Here is a 20,977-nt window from a genome sequence, read left to right as displayed (position 1 = left end):
TTCGGCTCGCCGGTCATGCCTGGACCGCCTCCCGTCCGCCGTCGCGGTCGCGGTCGAGCAGGGGGCGCAGCAGCGCGCTCAGGGTGGCGTCGACGGCCCCGGTGCGGTCGGGCGCGGTGGCGGCCGGGGGCGCCGGGACGGCGGCGGGTGCGGCCGGGCCGGAGGGTGCGGGTGCGGGTGCGGCCGGGCCGGCGGCGGGTGCGGCCAGGTCGGCGAGTTCGGCCGCGATGTCGTCGGCGGTGCGGGCCCGCATGAGGAGCGACGGGTCGACGGTCAGGCCGCCCCGTTCGAGGGCGGTGGCCAGTTCCGCGATCACCAGGGAGTCGAGGCCGAGCCCTTGGAGTGGCCGGTCGCCGGGGTCCTCCCCCAGGACGTGGAGGAAGGCTTCCCGGACGTGGGCACGCATCGCGGTGGTGTCGCGCCGGGTGGCCGGCGCCGCCGGAGTGGCCGGAAGCGCAGGGGTGGCCGGTAGCGCGGCATCGGCCGGGGAGGTGGGGACGGGTGCGGCGGTGGCCGTGCCGACCGTCTCCGCCGGGGCGGACGCGGTGCCGGGGAAAACGACGGCGCCGCCCGACCGCAGGTGGTCGAAGAAGGCGTCGAGCGCCTCCTCGGCGCCGACCGAGTGGCCTGCGGAGAAGGTGTCGTCGGCCTTCATCCCGATGCCCGTCCAGTTCGGCCAGGCGTGCGCGGTGACTGCGGTGACCTCGTCGTCCTCCCGTTCGGCGAGGGCCAGTTGGAAGGCGTTGGCGAGGCTGTAGTCGACCAGTCCGCGGCCGGCCAGGGCCTGGGTCCCGGCGATCGAGGAGACGAGGACGGCGAAGTCGGCGCACTGTTCCTTGGCCAGGCGGACGACGTGCAGCGAGCCTGCCACCTTGGGCGCGAGCACCTTCTCGGCGTCGCTCCAGGGGCGGCGGTGCATCGCCCCGAAGGGGTTGACCGCGCCGGAGGCGTGCACGACGCCGACCAGTCGGCCCCAGCGCCGGCCGAGCCGGTCCGCGACGGCGGCGAGGGCCGTCGGGTCGGAGACGTCGCAGGGCACGTACTCGACCTCGGCAGCGCCGCCCGCCAGCTCTCGCAGCGCCTGCGCGCGGGTGGCGTCGAGGGCCGACCGGCCGACGACGGCGACGCGCCGGGCGCCCCGGGCGACGAGGCGTTCGGTCAGTCGCAGTCCGACGGCCCCGAGCCCTCCGGTGACGAGGCAGTAGCCCTCGGCCGGAAGGAAGTACGGAGGGCCGGGCCGGGCGGGCACGGTCTCCGGCACGTACCGGGCGCCCTGCCGGTAGGCGGCGACGGTGGTCCCCGCGTCGGCGTCGTCGGGCTCCGGTGCACCGGACACCAGTGCGGCGAGCTCGGCGGCCAGGTGGGCGGCCTGGTCGGCGGCCGGGTCGGCGGGGTCCAGGTGGACGACGGAGGTGGGTCGGCGGCCTTCCGCTCCCGCGGCCCGGACGGCCATGGCGGCCGCCGCCCGGACCGGGTCCGGACCGGCGTCGCCGCCCTGCGCGCCGTGGCGGGTATGGGCGGCGGACTGCGGGTCCGCCCCGCCGAACGAGGCCCACAGGATCCCGGCCCGCTGCGGCAGCGTCCGCGTCAGGTCACCCATCTCGGCCCACAGGGAAGCGAGTTCGGCGGGGTCCGTGTGCCCGGTGTCCCGGGGTCCGACCACCACGGCGGCGTCGGCCGGCGCGCCGGGCGCGACGACGGTCACGCCCCGGTCCCGCAGCAGCCCGGTCAGGGCCTGCCCGAGGGCGGGGTCGGCGACGTTCAGGCTCACCGTCGCCGGTCCGGCCGAGGCGGCTCGTGCCAGGTCGCGGGCGCGCCACCGGACGCGTACGGCCGGTGTGCCCGTCTGTGCGTCCTGCGCCGGGGTCCCGTTGTGGCCGGTCTGGTCGATGTGGCTGGTCTGGTCGGTCTGGTCGGTCTGGTCGGTCTGGTCGGTCTGGTCGGTCTGGTCGGTCTGGTCGGCCTCGTATGCCTGGCTGGCGTCGTATGCCTGGTCGGCCTCGTCGGGGCCCCGCCAGAAGGCGGACCCGGCGAACGGGTAGGTGGGCAGATCCGTGACGCGGGCTCCCGCGGGGGACAGTCCGAACCAGTCGACGTGCGCGTATCCGGCGGTGGCCAGCTCCGCCGCGTGGGCCGGGTGGCCGGGGGCGGCGGTCGTCCCGCACAGGGCCGCCGCCGCGTCGGCGGTGAGGTCGATGTCGACGCGGGCGACGGGGTGGGTCCCGTCCGCGACCGAGCGGAGCGCCGCCGCGAGGTCCGCCGCCGAGCGTCCGTGGACGGCGGTCTGGTACTCCAGCGGGGAGCGGCCGGTGTTGGCCGTGTGGCACAGGTCGGCCGTCTCGGCGGAGTCCCGTGCCGTGTCGAGGCGAGCGGCGTAGGTGGCGGCCAGCTTCCGTACGGCCGTCTCGTCGGCGCCGGTGACGCGGACCACGAACGACTCCGGGGCGGGTACGTCACGGGCCGGGGCCTCCGGTGCCTCTTCCAGGATCACGTGGGCGTTGACCCCGCCCATCCCGAACGCGCTCACCGCACCACGACGCGGACCATCCACCGGACGCGGCCACTCCGACACCCGATCCGCCAGGAAGAACGGAGTCCCCTCGAACCGAATGTGATCATTCGGCCGCACCACATGCAACGACGGAGGAACCACACCCCGCTCCATCGACAACAACACCTTCACCAACCCCGCAAGACCCGCAGCCGGCTCCAGATGACCCACATTCCCCTTCAACGAACCCAACGCACAGAACTGCGAACGAGACGTCAACCCCCGCCACGCACGCGTCAAACCCTCCACCTCGATCGGATCACCCAAACTCGTACCCGTCCCATGCGCCTCCACCAGACCGATCGACTCCACCGACACACCCGCATCCACCAACGCAGCCGAGATCACCGCCTGCTGCGCCGCACTGCTCGGCACCGTCAACCCACTCGTACGACCCCCGTGATTCACCGCCGAACCCTTCACCACACCCCGGACCCGATCCCCATCACGCAACGCCGCACCCAACGGCTTCAACACCACCGTCACCACCCCCTCCCCCGGCACAAACCCATCCGCACCCGCATCGAACGGCCGCGAGTGGCCGGAGGGTGACAGGGCGCGCAGGTTCCGCATGGCGACGTAGTGCAGGGGCGACATGGCGACGCGGACTCCGGCGACGACGGCCTGTTCGCACTCCCCCGCACGGATGCTCCGCACCGCCGTGTGCAACGCCACCAGCGACGACGAGCACAACGTGTCGATCGTCATGCTCGGCCCGTGCAGATCCAGGAAGAAACTCACCCGGTTCGCCAGGAAGGCGTTGTGGTTGCCCAGACCGGCGGGGGCGTCCAGCTCCGGGGAGAGGTTGTAGTCCTTGTAGTGCTGGTAGCTGGCGCCGACGAACACGCCCGTGTGGGGCGACAGTCCGCGCGGCGGCAGGCCGGCCGACTCCAGCGCCTCCCAGGTGGTGCGAAGCAGCCAGCGGGCCTGCGGGTCGAGGGCCTCGGCCTGCTTGGGGAAGAAGTCGAAGAACCGGGCGTCGAACTCCTCGACGCCGTCGAGGAAGCCGCCCACGTCCGGCTCCCGGCGGTCGGCGTACCGGCCCCAGCGGCGCGCGGGCGCGGGGCCGACCCGGTCTCCGGACTCGGCCAGTACGTCCCACAGTCCTGCCGGGTCCGTGGCGCCGGGCAGGGCCACGGCCATCCCGATCACGGCCACGTCGTCGGCGGAGACCGCCTCGCCGGGGTCAGCTCCGTAGAGCGCGGCCGGGTCGGCGCCGCGGTCCGAGACCCGGGTGGACGCCCGGTGAGGTGCCTGGCCGGTGGCCGGACCGGTGGTCTCGTCGTCGGCCCGGGGCGCCGCTACGGCGGGTGCCGCCTCGGCCTCGGGCCGCGCGAAGGTGTCCTCCGGGGCCAGTTCGGTGACGTGGGCGGCGAGGGTGCGGCAGTCGGCGGCGTCCAGGACGTCCGTCGGGCTGAGCCGCACCCCGTACCGCTCGTCCAGGTCGGCGGCGACGGCCGTCGCCAGCATCGAGTCGATGCCGACGGCGGACAGCGCGGTGGTCGCGGTGATCCGGGGGTCGTGCAGGGCCGCCCGCACCACCTCGACGACGGCCGCCTCGGCCGCCGCCAGCCGTGCCGAGCGGGGCGCCGGCGCGGACGCGTCCGCGCCGGTGGTCGTGGCTGCGGGGCCGGTGGTAGCTGCTCCGGCGGTCGTGGCTGCGCCGCCGCTCGTACCTGCGCGGCCGGTGGTCCTACCTGCCGCGCTGCCCGTACTCGTGCTGTTCCCGGCCACGGTCCGGTACTCGATGCCTTCGAGGCGGACCAGGACGCGGCCGTCGTCCGCCAGCAGGTCGACGTCGCCGTGCCGTACGCCGTCGGCGCCCGCCTCGGCACCGTCGAGGAGCACGAAGGCAGTGCGCCCGGGGTCGCCCCAGCGCGCGGCGCCTTCGACGGCGACCGGCAGGAAGGTGCCGGTCGGCGCCTCGGGGTCGGCGAGCGTGAGCACGGCCATGGCCTGGAGGGCGGCGTCGAGTGCCGCCGCCTCGGCCTCCAGGGGGCTGTCGGCCGGAAGGTCGACGCGGGCCAGGACCTGGCGGGGTCCGTAGTGGACCTCGGTGATCGACCGGAGCGGAGCGGTCAGTTCCATGCCCTTGGCGGCGAACCATGCGTAGAGGCCCGCGGGTTCCAGGTCGCGGCCGAGGTCCGCGCGCAGGGCGTCCAGGTCCCGTGCGGCGGGTGCGGGTCCGGCCTGGGCGGCGCCGGTGGTGAGCCGGGCGATCGTGCGGCCGGCGTGCCGGAAGGCGGCCGGTCCCGTGCGGCCGGGCTCGTCCAGATCGGTGGTCAACGCGTGCGGGCCGCTCCCCCGGCCCGTGAAGGCGACGGCGCTCAGTTCAGCGGCCGCCCGCAGCCCCAGGGCGAGGGGCACGGCGCCGGGCACGGTCTCCTCGCCGAGTACGCGGTGGGCCCGCGAGAGCCTGCGGACGGCCGCGGCCACGTCCTCGCTCCGGACGGCGGCGGCCGGGGCTCCGGTCGGCGCGTCCGAGGCGACGGCGGGGGTCGCCGGTGCCATGGGGGCCGCCGGGGCCACGGATGTCGCGATTGCCGCGCCGAACGGGTACGGCGGCAGCGGCCTCCGGCGTACCGCCGGGTCCGGGTACACGGACGTCCAGTCGACGGCCGCCCCTCCGACGTGGCGCAGGGCGTGGACGCCGAGGCCCGCCGAGGCGGTCTCCACCACGACGGAGCCGCGCACGACGGTGCCGGGTGCCCAGTCCGCGAGCCGCAGGGCGTGGTCGAGTCCGGCGCCGATCTCCCAGGCGGAGCCGCCGAGCACGGCGATCCGGTGCGCGCGGTGGTCGCGTCCGACGGCACTGGAACGGCACAGTTCCCGCAGGCCGGCGGCGGTCTCCCCGCGCAGCACCGCCCGCGTGGCCGCGATGCGCCGCAGCAGGGCCTCCGGGGTGTGGCCGGAGAGGACCAGCAGGTGTTCACCGGTGGAGCCGTCCGCGTGGGCGGCCTCGTCGGCCGGTCCGCCGCCGGTCTCCTCGGCGCCGTGGTCCCGGACGTACTCCTCGACGACGACGTGGGCGTTGGTGCCGCCCATGCCGAAGGAGCTGACGCCGAAGCGCCGCGGTCCCGCGGAGGTCCACGGGCGGGGCTCGGTCGGGATCTCGAACGGCCCGGAGGACAGGTCGAGGTGGCTGCTGGGCTTCTCGAACCCGGCGACCGGAGGGATCTCCCCGTGCCGCAGGCACAGCAGGGCCTTGACGAGCCCGGCGAGCCCGGCGGCGGGCTCCAGGTGCCCGATGTTGCCCTTGACGGCGCCGAGGTGGACCGGCCCTTCGCGGTCGGGGTCGCCGCCGAACACCTCGGTGAGGGCGGCGAGTTCGATGGGGTCGCCGAGCCGGGTCGCGGTGCCGTGGGTCTCGATGAGGGAGATGTCGGCCGGGGCGAGCCCGGCGTCGTCCAGCGCCGCGCGGACGACGGCGGCCTGGGCCCCGCTGCGGGGCACGGGCAGGGCGCTGCCGCGCCCGCCGTGGTTGACGGCCGTACCCCGGACGACGCCCCAGATGAGGTCGCCGTCGCGCTCCGCGTCCGCGAGCGGCTTCAGCAGGACGGCGAGGGCTCCCTCGCCGGGGAGGAAGCCGTCCGCATGCTCGTCGAAGGGCTTGGGCAGGCCCTCCGACAGGGCGCCGAGCTGGCTGAGGCTGCGGTAGTACCAGGGCGTCAGGCCGACCTGGCAGGCCGCCACGATCGCGGCGCCGCAGTGGCCGGCGCGGAGCGCGGCGACCGCCTGCTGGAGCGCGACGAGTGAGGACGAGCAGAGGGTGTCGACGGTCTGCGAGGGGCCGGTGAGGTCGAGCGCGTACGAGATGCGGTTGGCGAGCACCGCGTTCATGGAGCCGAGCGCGGTGTGCGGGCCCACGGTCTCCAGGCCCTGCGTGTCGCGGTGGTGGGTGTAGGTCGCGCCGACGAAGACGCCGATGTCACGGCGGCCGACGAGGCCGGCGTCGTCCCGGACCGCCCAGGCGTGCTCCAGGAGCAGCTTCTGCTGGACGTCCATCTCCTCGGCCTCGCGCACCGAGATGCCGAAGAAGGCCGGGTCGAACCGGTCGGTGTCGGTGAGGAAGGCACCCTTGCGGCAGTACGTGCCCGTCATGCGGGGCCCGCGCTGTTCGACGTGGGCGTCGACGTCCCAGCGTTCGGCGGGTACGTCGGTGAAGGCGTGGCCTCCCGCGCGCACCAGCGGCCACAGGTCGGCCACGCCGCCGGGTGCGCCGGGGAGATCGCCGGACACGGCGACGACGGCGACGTCCAGGTCGCGTCCGCGTGCAGCCGAACGCCGGGGGCGCTCAGGCGTGGCGGCGGGGGCGGAGACGGTCGAGGCGGTGGAAGCGGCGGCGAGGGCGGTCGAGGTCGCGGAATCTGCCACGACCCGGGAGAGGGCGGGCTCGGCAGGCCGGACGGGCTCTGCGGCGGCGGGCTCGACAGGCCGGACGGGCTCGACAGCCTGGGCGGGCTCGGCGACGGCTGCATCGACAGCACCGGCGGCAGCGCCCCCGGCCGGTTCCGGCAGCGCCGCCGCCGCGCCGTAGCGCTCGGTGAGCGCCTCCGCCAGTTCGTCGAAGGCCCCGTACTCCAGGAAGAGGGTGGCCGGGAGGCTGACGCCCCAGCGGCGTGACAGCTCCTCGGACAGTTCGACGCTCATGATCGAGCTCATGCCGTAGTCCGACAGGAGCGCCTCGCGGTCGAGGGACGCGATTCCCAGCCGTTCCACGAGGAACTCCGCCAGCGCGTCGGCGACTCGCCCGACGGCGTCACCGGCTGTCCCACCGGAGCCGTCGGCGCGCTCCCCCTGACCGGAAGGACGGGATCCGACGCCCGCGATCTCGGCGGAGGCGGCGGAGGCGGCAGAGGCTGTCGAGACAGCGGAGGCGGACGCGGTCGAGACAGCGGAGGCGGCGCGGTGCGCCTGGTCCTCCGGCTCGGCGATCTCGGTGCCCGCGTCCGGGTGGGCGATGACGAGCTGCCGGGCGGGCTGCTCCGCTCCCAGGACGGCGATGAGCGCGTCCAGGCCCTCCGCGGTGGTCAGCGGACGGACGCCGCGCGCCCGGAGCTGGGCCGCCACGGTGGTGCCCATGCCGACCTCGCCCCACAGGCCCCAGTCGACGCTGAGCCACGGCGCTCCGTGCGCGTGGGCGTAGCCGTCGAGGTAGGCGTTGGCGGCGGCGTAGCCGCCCTGCCCGAGGTTGCCGAACGTGCCGGAGACGGAGGCGAACAGCACCGCGAAGTCGAGGTCGCTCCCGGCGATGGCGGCGGCCAGCTCGCGGACCCCGTCGGCCTTGGGCCGCATCACGGCCGCGACGTCGTCGGCGGTGGCGCTGCGGATCAGCCCGTCCTTGAGGGTGCCGGCGGCATGGACGACGCCGTGCACGTCGCCGTGCTCCCGTCGCATCCTCTCGACCAGGGCCGTCAGGGCGCCGGGGGCGGTGATGTCGGCGCTGTACGAGACGGCCAGGCAGCCGTGGGCGGTGAGGTCGGCGGCCCGTTCGTCGGAGGCGGGGTTCGCCCCGGATCGGGAGACCAGTGCGACGACGCCGGCGCCCTCGCGGGCGAACCGTTCGGCCACCTCGAGGCCCAGGCCGCCGTGGCCGCCGAGCACGAGGTAGCGTCCGCCGGGCCGGATCGGGCCCTGTCCGGCGGGGCGCGGCGAGGTGTACGCGGAGCGGTCGCGCACCCGGACGGGCACGTGCCTGACGTCGCCCCGGTAGCCGGTCTCGACGGGCCCCCGTGCGTCGCCGAGTTCCGCCACGAGGGCGGGAAGCAGCGTGCCGGGCTCGCCTCCGAGGTCGACGATGCGCGGGCGCAGGCCCGGGTACTCGATGGCGGCGGTGCGCAGGAGGCCCCACAGGGCGGCGCGGGCGGGCACCGGCCGGTCGCCGGGGGCGACGGGCTGGCCGTCGCGGGTCACGACGAGGAAGCGGGACTTGCGCTGCCGCTCGCCGAGGGTCCGCAGGGCGGCGAGGGAGGCGTACAGGCCGAGGCGCAGCTCCGCTTCCTCGTCCCTGCGGCCGTCGGTCGGGCCGTCGGCGTTCCACAGGTGGACCACGCCCGCGACGGGGTCGCCGATCTCCTCCCAGAGCCGCCGGAACGCGTCCTGGTCGGGCCGGTCCAGCGTCAGCCGGTCGGGGTCGGCGGCGCCGTTCGCGGGCGCGGCCGGGCCGGCCGCGACCTCCACGACCCGGGCGCCGTCGGCGCGCAGCGCCTCCGCGGCGCCCGTGCCGAGCCGGTCGGCCGGGCCGTGGTGGAGGACCACCCAGGTGCCGGAGGCCGGTTCGCGGCGGGCGGGATCGCCCACCTCGGGGTGCCAGTCGATGCGGGAGACGGGCAGCGGGTCCCGCCGTCGCGCGGCGCCGTCGGACATCCGTGCCGGGGTCGTGGCGCCGGTCGCCGCCGCGGGCGGGCGGGTCACGGTGGTGGTGCGCCGCATCCGTACGCCCTGGAACTCGGCGAGAACGTCGCCGGACGGTCCCAGCAGCAGGGCGTCGGCGGTGGCGTAGGCACCGTCGTCGCCGGTGCGGCGGACGTGCACGGCGACCCCGTCCGTCGCCGTCGACAGGTCGGCGAAGAGGGCGAGCCGCTCGACGCCGATCGGCAGCATGGGGTACGGGCCGTCCGCGCCCGTCAGGTCCTGCAGGGCGCAGCTGACGACCTGGAAGACGCCGTCCACCAGCAGCGGGTGGGCGTACCAGGGCATCGGCTCGGCGTCGGACCGCAGGGTGGCGCGGGCCGTTCCCCCGTCGGCGACGGAGAGCGCGCGGACGGTGCGGAAGTCGGGGCCGTACTGGAGTCCCTCGCGCTCCCATCCGGTGTAGAGGCGCTCCGGGGCGATGTCACGCGCACCGGCGGGCTCGTGGTCCGTCGCGGTGCGGGCGGGCCGTGCCGCGTCCGCCGGGAGGAACCGTCCGGCGCCGGTGGACAGCTGCTTGCGGGTGCCGGCCACGAGGGTGGTCAGCTCGAAGCGGGTCCGGTCGGGGCCGGGGGTCACGTCGAGCCGGACGGGCGCGCTGCCCTGGTCGGCGACCGTGAGGGGGCGGAGGAACGACACCCCGGTGAGTTCCAGGGGCGCGAACGGTCGGCGGCGTGCGACGCCGACGAGCGCCATCTCCAACTGCACGGCCGCGGGGAGCAGTCCGGTCCCCGCGGAGCGGTGCTGGGCGATGAGGGGCTCCCGGCCCGTGAACGTCTTCTCGTACGTCTCTGGGGTGTGCGTCACTGTCCCTCGCTCCGGTGCTCGTAGTGACGGTCGAACAGCGGGTGTCCGACGGTGGGCGCGGTGCGCGTGACACGTTCACCGCGGGCCGGGGGCGCCACCAGGTCCTGCCGGTTGAAGGGGTACGTGGGGAGCGTCATCGTGCGGTGTCCCTTGCCGGCATGCACACCCGCCCAGTCCAACGAACCCGACCCCGAACCCGCGTACGACGCGACAGCCGCGTACACCTCGGCCTGGTCCACCCGGTCACGCCGCAGCGTCGACAACCACAACGGCTCATCGCCCGACCAGGACGCGCGCGCAAGTGAGGTCAGCTGCGGCTGCGCACCGATCTCCCAGACCACGCCCGCACCCACACCCGACACCAGTCCGACGGCCTCCGAGAACCGCACCGGCTCACGAATCCCACGCGCCCAGAGCCCCGCGTCCTTCACCGACTCCGGCGTGTGCCAGCCGCCCGACACCGTCGACGCGAACGCCACCCGCGGAGCCGACCACTCGACCCCCGACACCGCCTCGGCGAACGGATCGACCGCCCCCTCCATCAACGCCGAGTGGAACGCATGACTCACCACCAGCGGCTGCGACCGCAGACCCGACTCGGCACGGAAACGTGCCACCGCATCCATCGGACCCGAAACCGTCACCACACGAGGCGAGTTGAACGCAGCCACCTCAACCCCAGGAAACACCTTCAGGGCTTCTACGACAGCAGCCGCATCACCATGCACCGCGGCCATCGCACCCTCACCCGGCTGCGACTCCATCAACTGGCCGCGGACCACCGCCAGACGCAGCAGATCCTCCAGACCCACCACACCCGCGGCCCACCCAGCACTCAGCTCGCCCAGGCTGTGTCCGACCACGACATCCGGACGCACACCCAACGACTCCAGCCACCGCACCAAGGCCACCTGCACCGACACGATCCCCACCTGCGCATACCTCGTCGAGTCGAGGAGGTGTGCCGATGTGCCGAACAGCAGGTCCGTCAGCGGTACGTCGAGGTGGCCGGCGAGCAGGGAGGCGCACTCGTCGAGTGCCGCCCGGAACACGGGCTCGGTCCTGTACAGGCCTTGGCCCATGCCCGCGTACTGCGAGCCCTGGCCGGTGAGCATGAACACCACGGGCGCCGACTTCCGACCGCTGCGACGGGTCACCGGGGACGCGCCCGAGGCGATGTCCCGCAGTGCCACGGCGAGTTCACCGGTGTCGCCACCCGTGACGACGGTGCCGAAGCGGTGCTCGGCGCGGCCCGTGTTGGCGGTGTAGGCGAAGTCGCCCAGTCGGTCGTCGTCGACCTCGGCCAGCCGGTCGGCATAGGCGTCGGCGAGTGCGCGGACGGAGGTCTCGTCGGCCGCGTCCACCCGCACCAGGAACGACTCCTGCCCCACCACCTCACGAACCGGGGCCTCCGGTGCCTCCTCCAGGATCACGTGGGCATTCACCCCGCCCATCCCGAACGCGCTCACCGCACCACGACGCGGACCATCCACCGGACGCGGCCACTCCGACACCCGATCCGCCAGGAAGAACGGAGTCCCCTCGAACCGAATGTGATCATTCGGCCGCACCACATGCAACGACGGAGGAACCACACCCCGCTCCATCGACAACAACACCTTCACCAACCCCGCAAGACCCGCAGCCGGCTCCAGATGACCCACATTCCCCTTCAACGAACCCAACGCACAGAACTGCGAACGAGACGTCAACCCCCGCCACGCACGCGTCAAACCCTCCACCTCGATCGGATCACCCAGACTCGTACCCGTCCCATGCGCCTCCACCAGACCGATCGACTCCACCGACACACCCGCATCCACCAACGCAGCCGAGATCACCGCCTGCTGCGCCGCACTGCTCGGCACCGTCAACCCACTCGTACGACCCCCGTGATTCACCGCCGAACCCTTCACCACACCCCGGACCCGATCCCCATCACGCAACGCCGCACCCAACGGCTTCAACACCACCGTCACCACCCCCTCCCCCGGCACGAACCCATCCGCACCCGCATCGAACGGCCGCAGGGCGTTGGACGGGGAGAACGAGCGGAGACGGGAGCCGAGCTGGAAGTACTGGGGGGACATGCCCAGGTGCACGCCGGCGACGACGGCCTGTTCGCACTCCCCCGCACGGATGCTCCGCACCGCCGTGTGCAACGCCACCAGCGACGACGAGCACAACGTGTCGATCGTCATGCTCGGCCCGTGCAGATCCAGGAAGAAACTCACCCGGTTCGCCAGGATCGCGTTGTGGTTGCCCAGACCGGCGGGGGTCTGGACGACATCGCCGACGACGGTGTCGCGGTAGTGCTGGTAGCTGGCGCCGACGAAGACGCCGGTGGCCGGCTGGGGCCTGCCCGCGAGTCCCGCGTCCTCCATGGCCCGCCAGGCGGACTGGACGAGGTGGCGCTGCTGCGGGTCGATCCACTCGGCTTCGGCGGGCGAGAGCCGGAAGAAGCCGGGGTCGAAGTCGGTGAGGCCGTCGACGAAACCGGCGCGCCGCAGGTAGACGGTGCCGGGGGCGCCGTCCGTGCCGTAGTGGGCGTCGATGTCCCAGCGGGAGGCAGGGACCTCCGTCAGGCAGTCCTCCCCCTCCGCCAGGACGCGCCACAGCTCGTCCAGGTTCGCGGCGTTGGGGAACACGCCGTCGATGCCGATGACGGCGATGTCGTGCGTGTCGGCGTCCGCGGCGGGAGCGACGGCGACCGGAGCCGTCGGCGTGGGCGCCATGGGGGCCGCTGCGGGCACCGCGGGAGCCGGCGGTGCGGTCCCGTTCGGCGCGGGGGCCGGGGCCGACGGGTACGTCGGCCCCTCGCCCGTTCCGGCGGGGCCTTCCGGGCCACCCGGGCCCCCGTCGGCCGGGAGACCGGTCGCGTCGGCGGGCGGGACCGTGACGCCGTACTCGTCCCGCAGCTCCTCCGCGAGGCGGTCGACGGTGCCGACCTCCAGGACGAGTGTCACCGGGATGTCGACGCCGAGCCGGGCCCTGATGTCCTGGGCCAGCGAGACGGCGAGCATCGAGTCGAGGCCCTGCTCCTGGAGCGGGCGGTCGGTTTCCAGTTCGGCGGCGTCCAGCTCCAGGGCCGCGGCCACCCAGTCGGTGAGCGCCGACTCGAGCGAACGGCCCGGACGGCCGCCGGGCAGGTGACCGTTGGAAGTCGGCACCGCGGCCGGGGTGCGCATCGGGGCCGGGGCCGGAACGGGGGCCGGAGGCGCGACCGGGGTCGGGCGGTGGCCGGGGCCGGTGTCCGCGGCCGCGCCCGGTCCGGACGGGGCCGACGACAGCCGCTTCCAGGTGATGCCCCGCGCCTCGAGCACGGGCTCGTCGCCGTCGAGGACGACCAGGCTGGCGGTCAGCAGCCCGGAGTCCGGCCCGGCGTCCCGGTCGCGCCGGGCGTACACGCGGGCGGTGGCGGGAAGCCGGCCGAGGACGGTGAGCCGTTCGACGGTGAAGGGGACGTACAGCCCCTGGGCGCCGCAGGCGGCGAGCGCGATCTGGAAGGCGCCGTCCAGGAGCCGGGCGTCCACGGTCCCGGCGGTGTCGCCGCGCAGGACGCCCACGGCCTCCCCGGGGGCGACCGACAGGGACGTCACGGTGCGGAAGCCGGTGCCGTAGTCCAGCCCGGAGCGGGCGAACGCGGCGTACATCGCGTCGAGCCCGACCTCGGTGAAGCGGTGCGCGGCGGGCGGGACGGCGAGCGCCGGCTGCTCGGGCGCGGTCAGCGTGGCGGTGCACACCAGGGCGCCGGAGCCGTCGCGGAAGGCGAGGGCGTCGCCGTCGCGCGCGGCCGTGAGCGTCGCGGGGGCCTCGACGGCCGCCCGGAAGGTGAGGTCGCGCAGTCCGAAGCGGTCCCGGCCGAGGAAGTCGGCGACCTTGGCCGGGTACCCGGCGCCCGGCAGCGTGGGCCGGCCGAGGACGAGGTGCTCCGCCGCCTCCGGGTGCTCCGTCCACGTGCTGCGGGTCCGGGCGGCGGCGGGCGGCGGCGTCTGCTCCTGCGCGGGTTCGAGCCACAGGTACTTCTCGGCGTGCGGCGCGGTCGGGAAGCGTACCCCCGCCCGGCGGCGCGGCCCGGCGGCGAGGTCGGTGCCCGCGACGAACGCCTGTGCGGCAACGGCGAGTTCACCTCGGCTCGCGGGCGCCGCGGTGGGCAGGCCGTGCGGACGCCCCGCCGTGGACGCGATGCCCACGTGGAGCGAGCGGACCTCCTCGACGCCGGCCAGGAACAGCTGGAGCTTGTCCTGGAGCTGTTCGGCGCTGTCCGCGACGCACGCCAGCCGGTGCACACCGGCCGGCCGCAGTCGGCTCGCCTCGGCCAGGGCCTCCAGGGAGGGGCAGTAGGCGGAACGCAGCATGAGCACGAGCCGTCGGGCGAGGGTGCGCAGCGCGTCGTCGGAGCCGGCCGAGAGGACCAGCAACTGGGGGCCGGAGTCCGTGCCGCCCTGTTCCGTGCCCGGTGCGGCTTCGACCACGACGTGGGCGTTCGCACCGCCGAAGCCGAAGCTGCTGACGCCCGCGACGCGCGGGCCGGGGCCCCACGGGAGGAGACGGTCGGCCACGTACAGCGGTGAGGCGTCGAAGTCGAACGACCGGTTCGGGGTCTCGTAGTTCAGGGACGGCGGGATGTGGGCCGCCTGGAGCGCCAGCACCGTCTTGATGAGGCCGGCGATGCCCGCGGCGGGCTCCAGGTGGCCGAGGTTGGTCTTCACGGAGCCCACCGCGACCGGGGTGCGGCCGGCGGGCTCGCCGAGGACCGCGTGGAGCGCCTCCAGCTCGATGAGGTCGCCGAGCTGGGTGCCGGTGCCGTGCGCCTCGACGTAGCCGATGTCGGCGGCGGTGCGCCCGGAGCGGGCCAGCGCCCGGCGCAGTACGGCTTCCTGGGCCGGCCTGCTGGGCGCGGTGAGGAAGCCCGCGCTGCCGCCGGTGTGGTTGACGGCGGTCCCGCGGATGACGGCGAGGACCGGGTCACCGTCGCGTTCGGCGTCGGAGAGCCGCTTGAGGATCAGGGCGCCGGCGCCCTCGCCGCGCACGTAGCCGTCCGCGGCGTCGTCGAAGGCCCGGCAGGCGCCCTGCGGGGAGAGCATGCCGTTACGGGTGAAGGAGCGGGTCTTGGCCGGTGTGAGCACCAGGTTGGCGGCGGCCACCACGGCCGCGTCGACCTCGCCGGCCCGCAGGTGCATGGCGGCCTCGTGGAGGGCGACGAGGGACGACGAGCAGGCCGTGTCGACGGCGAAGCTCGGGCCGGACCAGTCGAAGACGTGGGACAGGCGGTTGGCCACCATGGAGGGGGCCGTGCCGGTGGCCACGTGCGGGTCGGAGTGGCCGATGCTCCGGGCGACGATCTCCGGGAAGTCGCTGGCGATGGCGCCGACGAAGACGCCGGTGGAGGCGCCGAGGGAGTGGTGGTCCCGGCCTGCGCTCTCCATGGCCTCCGAGGTGACGCTGAGCAGCATCCGCTGGAGCGGGTCCATGCGGCGCGCCTCGCGGTCGGTGAGCCCGAAGCGCGCGGCGTCGAAGTGCTCGACGCCTTCGACCCAGCCCATCCGTACGTCGTCGGCGCCCGCCTCGGACCACAGGTGGGCCCAGCCGCGCTTGCCCTCGGGGGCGGCTCCGATGCTGGACACGCCGGCGACGAGGTTCTGCCAGAGCTCGTCCGGGGTGCCGGCGCCGGGGAAGCGGCACGCCATGCCGATGACGGCGAGGGCGCCGTCGTCGGCGGTGCGCGCGGAGGTGGCGTCGGACGGGGTGGGGGTGGGCAGGGTCGCGGACGGTGTGGCGGTGGGCAGGGTCGCGGACGGAGCTGCCGACGTGTCCGCGGTGACGGGTGCGGCCGGGGGCGCCGACGTATCCGCAGCGGTCGGCGCGGGCGCGGCGGGCTCGGCAGCGGTCTCGGCCGCCGGGTACGCCTCCGCCGGTGCCGTCCCGGCCGCCGATGTCGTCCCCGTCTCCCTCGCCGTCTCCGGGTCGCGCAGGGGCACGACGCCCTCGGCGCCGAGGAGGCGGGCCAGCTTCACCGGGGTCCCCGAGGCGAAGATCGAGGGGGCGGTGACGGAGGCGCCGAGCTCACTGCTGAGGCGGGCGGCGGCGATGGTGACGTTCACCGAGTCGCCGCCCAGGTCGAAGAAGTTGGCGTGGACGTCGAAGCCGGAGTGGTCCAGCGTGGCCGCGAAGACCCGTGCGACGGACCGCGCCAGCGCCTCTTCCGTCATGGCGGAGTCGGCGGTCGCCTCGGAACCCGCGGTGTCCTCGACCGTCGTCGCGTCGGCAGGCTGCGCGGCCGGCGTGACCGCCGCGGGCTCCGGTTCCGCCGCCGTCAGGGGCGCCGCTTCGGGGCTCGTCGTCGCCGCAACGGGCTCCGGCTCCTCGCCGGAACGCAGGATGGTGTCGCGCGTGGGCAGCGGGAGCCTGGCACGGGCCACCTTGCCGTTGTCGGTGAGGGGCAGGGCGTCGAGGTTCACATAGGCGTCCGGCACCATGTACGCGGGCAGGGCGGCGCCGACCAGGGCGTCCAGCCGTGACTTGCCCGGCATGGCGTCGCCCACCAGGTAGGCGGTGAGCCTCAGTTCGCCGCGGCCCTCGAACCGCGCCGCGACGACGACGGCGGCCGTGACGCCGTCGACCCTCTCGAGCACCCGCTCGATCTCGGCGGGCTCGATGCGGTGGCCCCGTACCTTGACCTGGGCGTCGGACCGGCCGAGCCACTCGACCGCGTCGGCCTCGTGCAGGCGGACCTCGTCGCCGGTGCGGTAGAGCCGCGTCCCGGTGACGGGGTGGTCGACGAAGACCTCCCGCGTCAGGTCCTGCCGTCCGGCGTAGCCGCGGGCGAGGCCGGTACCGGAGAGGTACAGCTCGCCGGTGCTCCCGGGCTCACACGGGTTCAGGTCCTGGTCCAGGACGTGCAGTTCCATGTGCCGCAGGGGTTCGCCGAGCGGCAGGAAGGAGCCGACCGACTCGACCCGGTGGGCCGCGGCCCAGATCGTCGCCTCGGTCGGGCCGTACAGGTTCCACAGCGCGCGGGCGGGCTCGTGCAACCGCTCCGCGGTGGCGGGCGACAGGGCCTCGCCGCCGGAGAGGACGGTCAGCTCGGCGTGCGGCGTCCAGCCGGTCCCCAGCAGCAGGCGCCAGAGGCTCGGCGTGGCCTGGGCCACGGAGACCCCGCTCGCCAGCTCGGCCAGCCGGTACGGGTCGGCCGCGGTCTCGCGGGAGGCGAGGACGACCGTCGCGCCGACGGTGAGCGGCAGCAGCAGTTCCAGCAGGGAGATGTCGAAGGCGACCGTGGTGTGGGCGAGGACGGTGTCGTCCGCCGTGACGCCGAGGCGTTCGCCGATGGCGGTGAGGAAGTCGGCGAGGGCTCCGTGGCCGATCTCGACGCCCTTCGGGTCGCCGGTCGAGCCGCTGGTGAAGAGCGTGTACGCCAGATCGCCGTCGGTCACGCGCGGGGGTACGGCCTGGGCCGCTCCGTCCGCCTCCGGGACCTGCCTCGCGAGGCCCAGGGACGCGCCCAGTGCGTGGGTGCGGGCGTCGGTGAGGATGAGTTCGCAGCGCGAGACGTCCACGTACCGCCGCAGCCGGTCCACGGGGTACCCGGGGTCCAGGGGCAGGAAGGACGCGCCGGCCCGCAGGATGCCGAGCATCGCGGGGAGCAGCGCGGTGCCGCGCTCCAGCAGGACGCCGACCACCGCGCCCTGCTCGATGCCCTCGTCGTGCAGGCGGGCCGCGACGGCGTCCGCCCAGCGGTCGAGATCGGCGTAGTCGAGCGTACGGTTCCCGGCGCGGACGGCGACGGCTCCGGGGCGCTCCGCGGCCGCGGCGGCGAAGAGGTCCAGTACGGTCGGACCGCCGGTCTGCTCGTCGGCCGTTCCGGCGGAGTCCTCGGTGGGCTCCCCGGCGGAGAGGGCGGCGTCGGCGGAGGGCTCCGTGGAGGGGGACTCGGTGGAGGCGGTGTCGGTGGACCGGCTGGAGTCGGCAGGCCCCGCGGAGTCCGTGGACCGGGTGGAGTCCGTGGACCGGGCGGAGTCCGTGGCCTCGGTCGGCGGCTCGTCGCCCTGGAGCAGCGCCGCCATGGCCAGGTCCTCGACGCGCTCGACGAAGGCCAGAGCCTCGTCCTCGCCCATGGCGGTCTCCCGCACGAAGATCGTGGGCGGGCCGTCGCTCAGGCACAGCAGGGCGATCTCGGTGTGCGGGTCGGCGGAGGCCTCCTCCCCCGGATCGCGCTCCAGCACCATGACGCGGGTGAAGCTCGGCTCGTCGGTGCCGAGCGGCCGTCCGGCCAGGCCGAGGCGGACCTCGAGGTCGCCGGTGTATCCGTGGCGGGCGGCAGCCTCGTCGAGGCTCTCCCGGAGAGAACGGGCGGTCCCGCCGTCGTAGCGGACGGGGAAGCGGGCGGCCGTCAGCCCGTGCGTGCGCTCCGCGAGGTCGCGGGCGGCCGAAGGGGACCAGGCGAAGTCGAACACGTCCTCGCCGGCGCGCTCGGCGACGGCCGCGAGGAAGGCGCGGAAGACGGCGACGCTCTCGTCGCGTGAGGCGGGGAGGTAGGCCAGCTCGTAGTGCCCGTAGTGGGCGGTGGCCGCGGAGAAGTCGTCGGCGGCCAGCGGGACCGGGCGGACGTCCTCCAGGCGGGCGCGCCACCACGGCTCGTGGGGACGCAGGCGCTTCTGGGAGTCGGCGATGTCGGCCAGGCGGTCCTCCGAGACGGGCGGGAGGGCCGCGCCGGGGGCGATGCCGAGCCGCTGGGCGGCGGCCTGGCCGCTGAGCGTGCTTCCGTCGACGGCCAGCCAGTCGCTGAGGACGAGGTCGGCGTCGGGGGCGGCCAGGGTGATGGCCGTGGTGGTGACGGACAGCACGGTGGTCGCGGTGCGGGTCTCGTCGCGCGGGATCAGCCGGGCCTGCCGGGCGTAGACGGCGCCCTGTTCGGTGATGAGGGCGGGCACGCCGAGCGGGTTGGGGAAGGAGCCGTGGTCCAGGGCCCTGACGAGCCGTACGGCCTCGGCGGCGGTGGTGCCGGCGTGGATGACGCCGCCGCCCGCCATGCGCGCGGACCGGCGGTAGAAGCGGCGCTCGCGGCCACTCGTGTCGAGGATCTCGGGGAGGGTGCGCCGGGCGACGTGCGGGACGAGGTCGGCGAACAGCTCGATGCCCGTCTCGGCCGCCTCGTAGGTGAGGGAGAGGGCGGTGGCGTGGTCGCGGACCGGGAACCAGCGCTCCAGGAGCACGCCGCCGGCGTCGACGGCCTCGGTCATCAGGTGCCAGGTGGCCGCGTGCCGCGGGGCGCCCTCGTACAGCGCCCAGGCGGGGACGTGGCTGCCGGAGTAGCGGGGCAGCGGGCCGTCGTGGAAGTTGATCGCGGCGATCTTCGGCAGGTCGAGGACGGCTCCCGGCAGGATGCGGAAGTTGACCATGCTGAACAGGTAGTCGAACGGGCGCTCCGACAGGAGGGCCATGAGGTCGCCGGACGGGTCGTGCACGGGGACGCCCTGGGCATCGGCCCAGGCGACGACCGCGGGGTCGCGGCTGAGGACGCCCTCGATCGTCACGCCGGCGTCGAGGAGCCGCGTCCCGCACTGGGTGAGGACGCGGGTGCCGCCGATGAGGTAGCAGTTGGCTTTCGTGCTCACCGCTCCGCCTTTCCGGGTTCGGCGGCCTCGTCGTTCTCGGCGGAGGCGGAAGCGGAGGCTGAAGCGGAAGCGGAGGCCCCGGAAGCGGCGGAGGCGGAAGCGGTCCCGGCACTCTCGGCCTCGGACGCTTCAGACCCCTCGGACCCCTCGGCCGTCTCGGCCGTCTCGGCGGTCTCACGCACGACCCAGGCGTCGATCTGGGCGACGACCTCCTCGTCGTAGGAGAGCTGGCCGGGGGTCCACAGCGGGTTGGAGAGGCCGCGGTGGGTCCGCTCGCACATCTCCCAGTCCTCGTAGTTCGCCTTGTCCCACAGCGCGAAGACGTCCTCGTGCGAGAAGTCGCTCTTGGCGGTCTCGGTGGGGTGGAACAGCCAGAAGTGGCGGACGAAGCAGGTGCCGGGACTCTCCGGCCAGACCCACTGCATCATCACGTAGTCGGCGGTGAACCCGAAGAGCAGGTTGGGCAGGATGGTGATCCAGTTGATCTTCTGGAGGTCGCCCTCGGGGACGTTCGGCATCGGCGTGCGCGCGCTGCGTCCCGTGACGGAGACGGAGTTGTAGCCGGTACGGATCGACTGCCAGGCGCCGACGATGTCGCCCCGGAGGCCGTAGGTGCCCGCGTCGTCGAAGTCGGTGATGCGGTGCAGGTCCTTGTGGGCGGTCGGGAAGTGGAGGCTCTCGTTGACGTTGTGCGCGACGAGCTTCCAGTTGGAGGCGACCGGGTAGTCCTTGGCCTCGACGCACTCCAGCTCGGCGAGGTCGTAGACCTTCGCGAACTCGCCGAACTCGCCCAGTGACTCGTCGAGGTCCGGAGCGTCGTCGGAGAGCGCCACGAAGACCACGCCGAAGCGGACCTCGGTCCGCACGGGCAGCAGACCGTTCTTCTCCTTGTCGAAGAAGTGGTCCATGTAGGTGCCGTTGAGGCTCTTGAGCTTGCCGTTTCGGTCGTAGACCCAGCAGTGGTACAGGCAGACGAGGCTCTGGCGCTTGCCGGTGGCCTCCTCGACGAGCTTGTAGCCGCGGTGACGGCAGTAGTTGTGGTAGCCCTGGATTCCGTTGTCGCCGTGGAGGAGCAGAATGGACCCGGAGCCGATGTTGAGGGTGCTGTAGGCGCCCTTCTCCTTCAGGCGGGAGACGTGGTCGACCGGGATCCAGCGCCGGCCGTAGATGCGGGACATCTCCCTGCGGAACTGCTCCTCGCCCGTGTAGAACGCGTGCGACCTGCCGATGCCGCCGGTCTCGAAGTAGGGCCTTTCCTCATCCTGGTCACTGATGAGGTCGAACATGCTGGACGCGCGCGTCATCTGCGGGACTCCCTCGAAGGCGAAGCACATGGAGTGGTGCCGTGCCGGCGCTGCCGCGGTCCGGGGCCTGTGCGGACAGGCCGCACCGGGCCACGGGCGCGCCTGGACGGCGGGTGACTGGGGTGCTGCTGGAGAAGGGGAAGAGCGGCGATCGCCCGGACGGGGGCTGCTTCGTCCGGACGGGAACGGTGATCGTCCGGGCGCGTATGGAGAGCGTCCGGGCGGGAGACATGAGCATCCGTGGCGGGCCGGGCACGTCGGACCAGGAGGGCGGACCGGGCATCGGT

At 74.4% G+C, this 20,977-nt stretch carries 3 protein-coding genes; all 3 read right to left on the bottom strand.

What is annotated here, in order from left to right:
* Positions 1-13: 13 nt before the first annotated feature.
* From AMK27_RS43470 to AMK27_RS06230, 3 genes are read right to left on the bottom strand one after another with little or no spacing between them, the layout of a single operon-like run.
* Positions 14-9,769, bottom strand: a complete 9,756-nt coding sequence (locus tag AMK27_RS43470) for an SDR family NAD(P)-dependent oxidoreductase (RefSeq protein WP_073903265.1) — start codon at positions 9,767-9,769, stop codon at positions 14-16.
* Positions 9,766-19,386, bottom strand: coding sequence for a type I polyketide synthase (locus tag AMK27_RS06235; RefSeq protein WP_073903262.1), 9,621 nt, complete (start codon positions 19,384-19,386; stop codon positions 9,766-9,768). The genes AMK27_RS43470 and AMK27_RS06235 overlap by 4 nt, the downstream gene beginning before the upstream one ends.
* Positions 19,383-20,690, bottom strand: coding sequence for an aromatic ring-hydroxylating oxygenase subunit alpha (locus tag AMK27_RS06230; protein ID WP_241847325.1), 1,308 nt, complete (start codon positions 20,688-20,690; stop codon positions 19,383-19,385). Before AMK27_RS06230 ends, AMK27_RS06235 begins: the two co-directional genes overlap by 4 nt.
* Positions 20,691-20,977 lie beyond the last annotated feature (287 nt).

Origin of the sequence: Streptomyces sp. CB02009 (genome assembly GCF_001905825.1) — a bacterium.
Taxonomy (GTDB): domain Bacteria; phylum Actinomycetota; class Actinomycetes; order Streptomycetales; family Streptomycetaceae; genus Streptomyces.
Note: the sequence above shows the minus strand (reverse complement) of the source record. Positions and strands in the feature narration are given on the sequence as shown.

What these genes read in the sequence shown, in the direction of transcription:
- AMK27_RS06230 (WP_241847325.1), bottom strand. Translation starts at nt 20,690, where the DNA reads ATGACGCGCGCGTCCAGCATGTTCGACCTCATCAGTGACCAGGATGAG.